This is a genomic window from Anaerosporobacter sp. (assembly GCF_965301125.1).
The window spans coordinates 20,276-28,080 of the sequence record NZ_CBDLAM010000030.1; the positions used below are offsets into that span (position 1 = coordinate 20,276).

The 7,805-nt window shown below is 33.0% G+C and carries 7 protein-coding genes and 1 pseudogene; 2 read left to right on the plus strand and 6 right to left on the minus strand.

Annotated elements, in window-relative coordinates; all coding sequences use genetic code 11:
• The 6 genes and pseudogenes from hpf to ACW2QF_RS05285 form a co-directional block, all read right to left on the minus strand.
• Positions 1 to 385 (minus strand): annotated as a pseudogene (gene hpf / locus ACW2QF_RS05260) (ribosome hibernation-promoting factor, HPF/YfiA family); the annotation flags it as partial.
• An 849-nt stretch (positions 386 to 1,234) separates the two neighbouring features.
• A complete protein-coding gene (locus ACW2QF_RS05265; protein ID WP_455714945.1) occupies positions 1,235 to 2,671 on the minus strand; it encodes a C40 family peptidase in 1,437 nt (478 codons plus the stop codon).
• Between the two features lie 220 nt (positions 2,672 to 2,891).
• Entirely contained in the window at positions 2,892 to 3,812 is a 921-nt protein-coding gene (gene trxB, locus ACW2QF_RS05270; protein WP_455714946.1) for a thioredoxin-disulfide reductase, read from the minus strand.
• A 111-nt stretch (positions 3,813 to 3,923) separates the two neighbouring features.
• Complete coding sequence (locus tag ACW2QF_RS05275; RefSeq protein ID WP_455714947.1) at positions 3,924 to 4,937, minus strand: CPBP family intramembrane glutamic endopeptidase; 1,014 nt, start codon at positions 4,935 to 4,937, stop codon at positions 3,924 to 3,926.
• Positions 4,938 to 4,949: 12 nt separating this feature from the next.
• Positions 4,950 to 5,543, minus strand: a complete 594-nt coding sequence (locus tag ACW2QF_RS05280; RefSeq protein WP_455714948.1) for a class I SAM-dependent methyltransferase — start codon at positions 5,541 to 5,543, stop codon at positions 4,950 to 4,952.
• Positions 5,544 to 5,564: 21 nt separating this feature from the next.
• Complete coding sequence (locus ACW2QF_RS05285; protein ID WP_455714949.1) at positions 5,565 to 5,942, minus strand: RidA family protein; 378 nt, start codon at positions 5,940 to 5,942, stop codon at positions 5,565 to 5,567.
• Positions 5,943 to 6,136: 194 nt separating this feature from the next.
• Between ACW2QF_RS05285 and ACW2QF_RS05290 the strand changes: the two genes are divergently transcribed.
• Both ACW2QF_RS05290 and ACW2QF_RS05295 read left to right on the plus strand, forming a co-directional pair.
• Complete coding sequence (locus ACW2QF_RS05290) at positions 6,137 to 6,841, plus strand: acyl-[acyl-carrier-protein] thioesterase (RefSeq protein WP_455714950.1); 705 nt, start codon at positions 6,137 to 6,139, stop codon at positions 6,839 to 6,841.
• A 27-nt stretch (positions 6,842 to 6,868) separates the two neighbouring features.
• Entirely contained in the window at positions 6,869 to 7,720 is an 852-nt protein-coding gene (locus ACW2QF_RS05295) for a CvfB family protein (RefSeq protein WP_455714951.1), read from the plus strand.
• The last annotated feature ends 85 nt before the right edge of the window (positions 7,721 to 7,805 follow it).

Below are 7,805 nucleotides of genomic sequence, written 5' to 3' on the forward strand. Positions count from 1 at the left end.
GTTTGATTGCAAATCTCTTAGTACGAATAATATTAATCTCTTCATCGTCATAACTATCATCTTCAACAAACGCTTGGTTGAAGTTGATCGCAGATTGTTTTTGCTCAATTAATTTATTCTTATATTTTCTTAATTGTCGTTCGATTACTTCTTCTACTAAGTCAATTGACACATACATGTCTGTACTAACTTGTTCAGCTCTAACGATATGCCCCTTCATCGGAATTGTCACTTCTATTTTCTGTCTATCTTTTTGAACACTTAATGTTACATGAATTTCTGTTTCAGGAGTGAAATACCTTTCTAGTTTACCGATCTTTTCGTAAACTGCAGTTTTAAGTCCTTCTGTAACATCAATGTTTTTCCCGCTTATAATATATCGCATAATTTCCAGCTCCTTTTACTTTCAATTAGAAAATGACATTTGCTTTTGCGCTTATGCCTTTCCCCTTATCTATATTAAATAGCTTTCGCTTATTAATATCAACCTGACTAAAAAGGTTTTGTTATTATTATAGATATCTTTTTTGTGATTTAGTTAATATGTATTTCTTATACATGTATTATACCATAATTATAAAATTTATCAAGCATATTCCCCGAGTTTTTGCAGATACTTTTCACATATCTTCCAAGTTGTCTGATTTAATAAGTTAATTGTAAATAATTAAGCTAATATTCTTTGATTTAACAAGGCTATCTTAATATTATTTGACAATACTAATGTCAAGATAAATAACAAAAAAATCGTGTCGAATATGTTTTTTATCAAAAAAAACAAAACAAACATTCTATATTGACATGGTTATCCATACACAAATCTCACCTCATACACTGTGGATAATGTGGATAACTCCGTGTATAACTCAAAACACCTATAAAATATAGCTTGTCGACTGTGGATAACTTTAACCCATAATCCACATTCATAAATAATCTTTTTACATTTTTTACTAATTTCCAAAATTATTTTGTGCACTTTGCTAGTATTTATAATTTAGGTATTATTTTGCTGAATTAAATTAAATTTCATTTTACATAATTGTCACATATCTTGTCCTATTTGCAAGACAATTTTGTTATTTGATTTATTACTCACTGCCTTGCACTTTCGTCTCTAAAATACTTAATGTAAAAATGTATATTCTATTAAACAGAAAACGGATACACATATTATTATATGCGCATCCGCTTTTTTTATTATAACTATATACAATTAACTGTATTATTCCTATTAACGCACAATTCTTCTAGCGGTATAAGGTGTTCTGTAATTTACAGAAGAAATCTTAATACCTGATCTTGGATTACTAGCATGTACAACTTTACCGCCACCGATATAGATAGCAACATGATTAACTCTTCCTGATCCACCAGTATAGAATACTAAATCTCCAGCTTGTAAAGAACCCATATCTACACGAGTACCTGCAGTAGCCTGTGATGATGATGTTCTTGGTAAACTATAGCCAAAACTTCTATAAACAGATAATACAAATCCAGAACAGTCTGCACCGTTTGTTAAGCTTGTACCACCATATACATATGGATTACCAACAAACTTCTGTGCATAAGCTGCAATATCACTTCCAGTTCCTGATCCCTTAGATACTGTTGTGTTTGAAGAGCCACTTGATGAACTTGAACTACTTGATGAACTTGAGTTACTTGAGTTACTTGATGAGCTTGAGCTGCTTGATGAGCTTGAGCTACTTGATGAGTTTGAGCTACTTGAACTCGAGTTGCTTGATGAAGAGCTATTTTGTTGTTGCTGTTGTCTTCTTTCCTCTTCTTGTTCTCTTTGTAATCTAGCAGCTTGTTCTTCCTCTGCTTTACGTGCTTCTTCTTCCGCTTTCTTCTTAGCTTCTTCTTCTTCAATAGAGATTGCAGTTTCAAATTCAACTGTGATATCTACAAATTCTTTTGAAACATAACCAACTACACCGTTATCTTCATCTTCATCAGAACCACCATCGATAGAAACTTTAACCCATTCATCATACTCTTTAAGTATAACATATGATTCTTCAATTGGAATCATAGTTAATACTCTAGAATCTGTACTCTTCTTTTCTCTAACTTTTAATGTAGTCGTATTAACTGTTGCAATCTTAGTTCCGTACTTTTCAACTAACTCTTCCGCATCAAAACCAATAGCTAAGTATTCTGCATTGATATATCCTTTAACATTACCAGATTTGATTTTAACCCAATCACCTTTTGTTTCAAGGATTGTTGCAGCACTACCTTTATATAATTTACCTAAAATCTTTGAATCAGTATTCGCTTTTTTTCTTACATTAACATATGTAGGTGCAATTGAGATACCAACGTTAGCATATTCAGAAACTGGTTCTTCAACCTCTTCCTCTTTGCTATCTTCCTTTTGTGACTCTTCCGTTGAGTCATCTTTTGCTTCTTCATCTGTTGTATTACTATCATCTGCAGTTGCAGCTTCTTCTTCAATCATTCTAGCTGAAAGAACATTTACAACTTCACTATCTCTTATTACATTACGAACACTACTATTATTATCAAGCGAGAGTGAAATACCAGCTACACCAGTATCACCTGTAAAGGACACTGCTTTTGAATTCATGACAGAACTAGTACATAATACTACAGTTGCTGCTAGACAAAACGTTGTCTGTTTTAAAACTGCCTTCTTCATTAGGAATACCTCCATTTATTAAATATCTATTGTAATTGTTACGAATTTGTTAATTAATCTCTGGCTTATTATAACAAAATTTATCATTTTTGTCAATACTGTGTCATATAATTTATATACCGAATTAACAAACCTCTATACAATTACAAATGGGAATTTATCAACTTAGTCAATAAACCCCCATTATTACAAACTTTTGTCAGTATTCTTCCATAAATTATTAAGCTAAATTATTTAGATATTTTTCTACAGCTGTAATTGCATTTGCACCATCAGATGCTGCTGTAATGATTTGTTTTAAAGGTTTAGTACGAATGTCACCTGCTGCAAATACTCCAGGTATACTTGTTTCACAATCTTCACCAGCCACAATATAGCCTGCTGTATCTAGTTCCACAACGCCTTTATACACATCACTGTTTGGTATATTACCAACCGCAATAAATACACCATCTGTCTCTATTCTTCTGTGTTCCTGTGTTTCACGGTTTGTAATTTGCACTGCTTGAACAAGATCACTACCTTCAATCTTATCCACAACACTATCCCAAATTATTTCTACATTTTCCATTGATAAAAGACGATTGCATAAGCTCTTTGCTGCACGGAATTCATGTCTTCTATGAACAACATAAACCTTCTTACAAAGGCGCGCTAAAAAGATTGCATCTTCTACAGCTACATCTCCACCACCTACTACAACAGTCGTCTTATTTCTAAAGAAAGCACCATCACAAGTAGCGCAATAAGAAACTCCCATTCCTGATAATTGTTGTTCCCCATCAACACCAAGCTTACGATATGCTGCACCTGTAGAAATGATTGCTGTTTTAGCTTCATACACTTCATTATTATCTACTGTGATTTTCTTAATACCATCAACAATTTCAAACTTCGTAACATCACCAGTCACAAACTGCGCACCAAGACCATCGCAATGACTTCTGAACTTCTCAGCTAATTCAAATCCACTGATTCCCGGAAAACCTGGATAATTATCTACCTCATAGGTATTGATTATTTGTCCTCCACTCATTGGATTCTTCTCTATAATTAGGCTATTAAGCTCCGCTCTTTGTGCATAAATTGCTGCAGCCAAACCTGCAGGTCCTGATCCTATAATAATAACATCGTATAACATATTAACTCCTTTCTATAACTGTTCATTTACCCTATTTTTATAAGGCTCAATTGTCTTTAACTTTTTACTATTATCTAATATATCCCCAATTACCAAAATATCATTCACTATCTATATCTCTACAAATACTTCACTTACTACCATAAGCACCACACATATTACAATACCAATTACTAATGGAATTGTAAACATTCCGCCTTGTTTCTCTTCAATTGCCTCTATCTCATCCAATTCTTCTGGGCCATCTGATTCCTTGATAAGTGTTCCAGCCTTACTTGAGAAAATTGCCTTCACATGTTGCCATCTTCCAGTGTTTTTCGCAATTGTTTTGTAAACTAAGTAAGATAATATAGATGCAATTGCCGCTGACACACAATAATATGTCATGCTAGACAAAATTGCTTCTTTTGTGACTGTTGTTGTAGTATCAATGATGTCTTCATATCCTTCAACACTGTTGCTCAAATCTTGCAAGATCTTTGTTAACTTAGGTAGCATATATGTCATGATCACCGAATTTGCATTAATTATAAAATGTACAATCATCGTAGACACAATAGAATCTGTAGCTTCAATTAATAACGCAAATACAATCCCCATGGCAAACGCATATGAAAACTGATTGAAGTTTTGATGCATTATACCAAATAGGAACGCACTTAAAACGATACCAACTTTGATATTTGATTTACGATATTCATTGTAAAATATCCCTCTAAATATTGTCTCCTCAAATAAACATGGAATAAAAGCAATCACGAACACACTAAGAAACAAGGCATTGTTACTAACAATATCCGTAACGGTATCTTGAATCATATTTTTTGAAAACAGTAGAGAAATTGCATTTATCAAATTCATCACCGGCATGATTAGAAATGCAAACACAATACATAATACTATATTCGATGGACTAATCTTCTTTAAGCGAATTGATTTTTTTAGATTTGTTCTAGATTTTATTATGTATACTGCTGATGGCAATAACAATAATAATTGATTCAATAACATCGAAAGAAAAGAATTGTCAATAACAGTACTTACTCCTGATACAATAAAAGCTGATGCTATACTAACTAGAACTGTACATAAAAATACAACTCCTATCATCTTTTTCCTATTCATAAACTTTCGCTCCTATAGTTTTCTGATAAATATATTAATCCATTCATTATCCATGAACCCTTCTCTACTGTCCTTAGTTATGAACATATCAATAATCTCAATATTCTGTTTTTCTTTACATTTATCTAGTACACTTCGAAAAGTATCCTCTGTGTATGCATAATAATTAATCTCACTATTAAAACCTAAGTAGTCCCCATGGCGAAAAGACATATACATAACGCCTTCTGGTTTTAAGCAATCAAACACTCTCTGTAATGTTACTGGTAATTTATCTGGCTCCTCATGAACTAATGAAGCACAAGCCCATATACCGTCAAAAACCTCATTAAAATCTAGTCGATCATAAGTTAAGTTCAAAACTTCCTGTCCAACATGAATCTGTGCCAATTCACACATCTTCTTAGCTCCGTCTAAAGAGGTAACATCATACCCTTCTTCAACCAAGAACAAACTATCTCTTCCAGATCCACAACCAAGGTCTAAAACAGCGCATCCATTTGGTAGTAATTCCATAAATCGTTTTAGTTGCTCTTCCATAGTCGCGTTCACTGTCTCTTCATAATATTGGGTAGCGAACCGATTATAATAGTCTAGCGAGTCCAATACAACTTCCCCTTTCCGTTATTATTTGATAGCAATTGCTTCAACTTCGATAAGCACGTCTTTCGGTAATCTAGCAACCTCAACACATGATCGTGATGGATAGCTATCAGTAAAATATCTAGCATATACTTCATTTATCTTAGCAAAATCATTCATATCCTTAATGAATACTGTAGTTTTCACTACTTTATCCATGCTTGATCCAGATTCTTCTATAAGAGCTTTTAAATTCTTAAGAGCTTGTTCTGCTTGTTCTTCTACTGGCCCTGTAACCAATGAACCATCAGCTGGATTAATAGGTATCATCCCAGATGTATAAATCATACCATTAACTTCAACTGCTTGCGAGTAAGGTCCAATTGCCTGTGGTGCTTTATCTGTACTAATAATTGTCTTCATAAAAACCTCCTAATAAACTTCGATTTTTTATATGTACTTATTATATACCATATTTCCTAAATTTACATTACTAAATTGAAATTGTTTCAATCTTAAGTCCACAAATAAATTCCTTCTATTAAAATTACCAAAATAATGTTATAATAATTCATAAGTTAACCATAAAATAACGAGTGGAAAGGCATGATTTAGTAATGTATAGTTTTACAAGTAGGGTTCGCTATAGCGAAGTAGACATAAACAGACAGTTAGATTTAGCTGGAATAATAAACTATTTTCAAGATTGTACTACCTTTCAGTCAGAAGAACTTCATGTAGGAATTGATTACATGAATGAAATGAGATGTGCTTGGATGTTAAGCTCTTGGCAAATCGTAATAGACCGTAGTCCAGTTTTTGGAGAATCAATAACAACTACCACATGGGCACATGGCTTTGACAGCATGTTTGGTTATCGTAATTTTACTATAACGGATGAGTCTAATGTAGTTTGTGCCTATGCAAACTCAATTTGGATTTTGGTAAACTTAAATACAGGACATCCTATTAAACTTAATGATACAATTACATCTGCATACCAATTGGAAGAACGTATTGATATGGACTATGCCCCTAGAAAAATCAGACTACCAAATGAATTACAAGAAGGTCAACCAATTACTGTTGTTAGTTCATTCCTCGATACTAATAATCATGTAAATAATGGACAATATATTAAGATAGCTGAAGAATTTCTACCTGAAGATTTTGTAATACATGAAATGCGTGCAGATTACCGTATATCAGCACTTTTAGGTGATACGATAATTCCTAAGTATGCAATATCAGATAAGGAATGTATTGTTACACTCTGCAGACCAGATAAAAAACCATATGCGATTATACAATTTATCGCGTAATAACTTTATTATAGAAAGGATTATTATATGCATTTAGGAGAAGTACAGACATTAAAGATAAACCGCTTTGTTGAATTTGGCGCTTATTTAGTAGATTTAGATAGCACTGCTAATGGTTTAAGCGTAAAGAACAATGAAGTTTTATTACCAAAGAAACAGTTACCTGCACAAGCTAAGGAAAACGATACCATTGAGGTCTTCCTATATAAAGATTCTGAGGATCGCATGATTGCAACGACTACAATCCCACCATTAAGCATTGGAAGACTATGCGTTCTTACAGTAAAAGAAGTTGCACCAATTGGGGCTTTTCTTGATTGGGGCCTTACAAAAGATCTTCTTTTGCCATTCAAAGAGCAAACTTCACAGGTAGAAGTTGGGGACAACGTTCTTGTGTCTCTATACGTTGACAAGAGTAACCGCTTATGTGCCACTATGAAAGTCTATGAGTATCTAGAAACAGATTCTCCATATCAAAAAGACGATAAAGTAGAGGGTACTGTTTATGAATTAAGTAGAGACTTTGGTACCTTCGTTGCTGTAGATAATAAATACTCAGCACTTATACCAAAAAACGAACTATTTAGTAACTATAAACCTGGTGATTTCGTTTCTGCCCGTGTTATTAGTGTTAGAGAAGATGGCAAATTAAATCTAAGCACAAGAGAGAAATCTTATATTCAACTTGATGAAGATGCTAAGATTGTTTTTGAAGAATTAAAAAACAATAATGGTTTTCTTCCATATAATGATAAATCAGATCCTGATGCTATCAAAACTAAATTCAATTTAAGTAAGAACGCATTCAAGAGAGCGATAGGTAGACTCTTTAAAAATAAGCAAATTACAATTGAAGATGATGGTATTCATTTAATGTAATATTGATTATACTATACAAAAATAATTTTCAGGAGTGCCGTTCAAAACTCACATGCGTAGTTTGCTACGCTAAAGATTTTTGAAC

What these genes read in the sequence shown, in the direction of transcription:
- ACW2QF_RS05285 (WP_455714949.1), bottom strand. Translation starts at nt 5,942, where the DNA reads ATGAAGACAATTATTAGTACAGATAAAGCACCACAGGCAATTGGACCT.
- trxB (WP_455714946.1), bottom strand. Translation starts at nt 3,812, where the DNA reads ATGTTATACGATGTTATTATTATAGGATCAGGACCTGCAGGTTTGGCT.
- ACW2QF_RS05275 (WP_455714947.1), bottom strand. Translation starts at nt 4,937, where the DNA reads ATGAATAGGAAAAAGATGATAGGAGTTGTATTTTTATGTACAGTTCTA.
- ACW2QF_RS05265 (WP_455714945.1), bottom strand. Translation starts at nt 2,671, where the DNA reads ATGAAGAAGGCAGTTTTAAAACAGACAACGTTTTGTCTAGCAGCAACT.
- ACW2QF_RS05295 (WP_455714951.1), top strand. Translation starts at nt 6,869, where the DNA reads ATGCATTTAGGAGAAGTACAGACATTAAAGATAAACCGCTTTGTTGAA.
- ACW2QF_RS05290 (WP_455714950.1), top strand. Translation starts at nt 6,137, where the DNA reads ATGTATAGTTTTACAAGTAGGGTTCGCTATAGCGAAGTAGACATAAAC.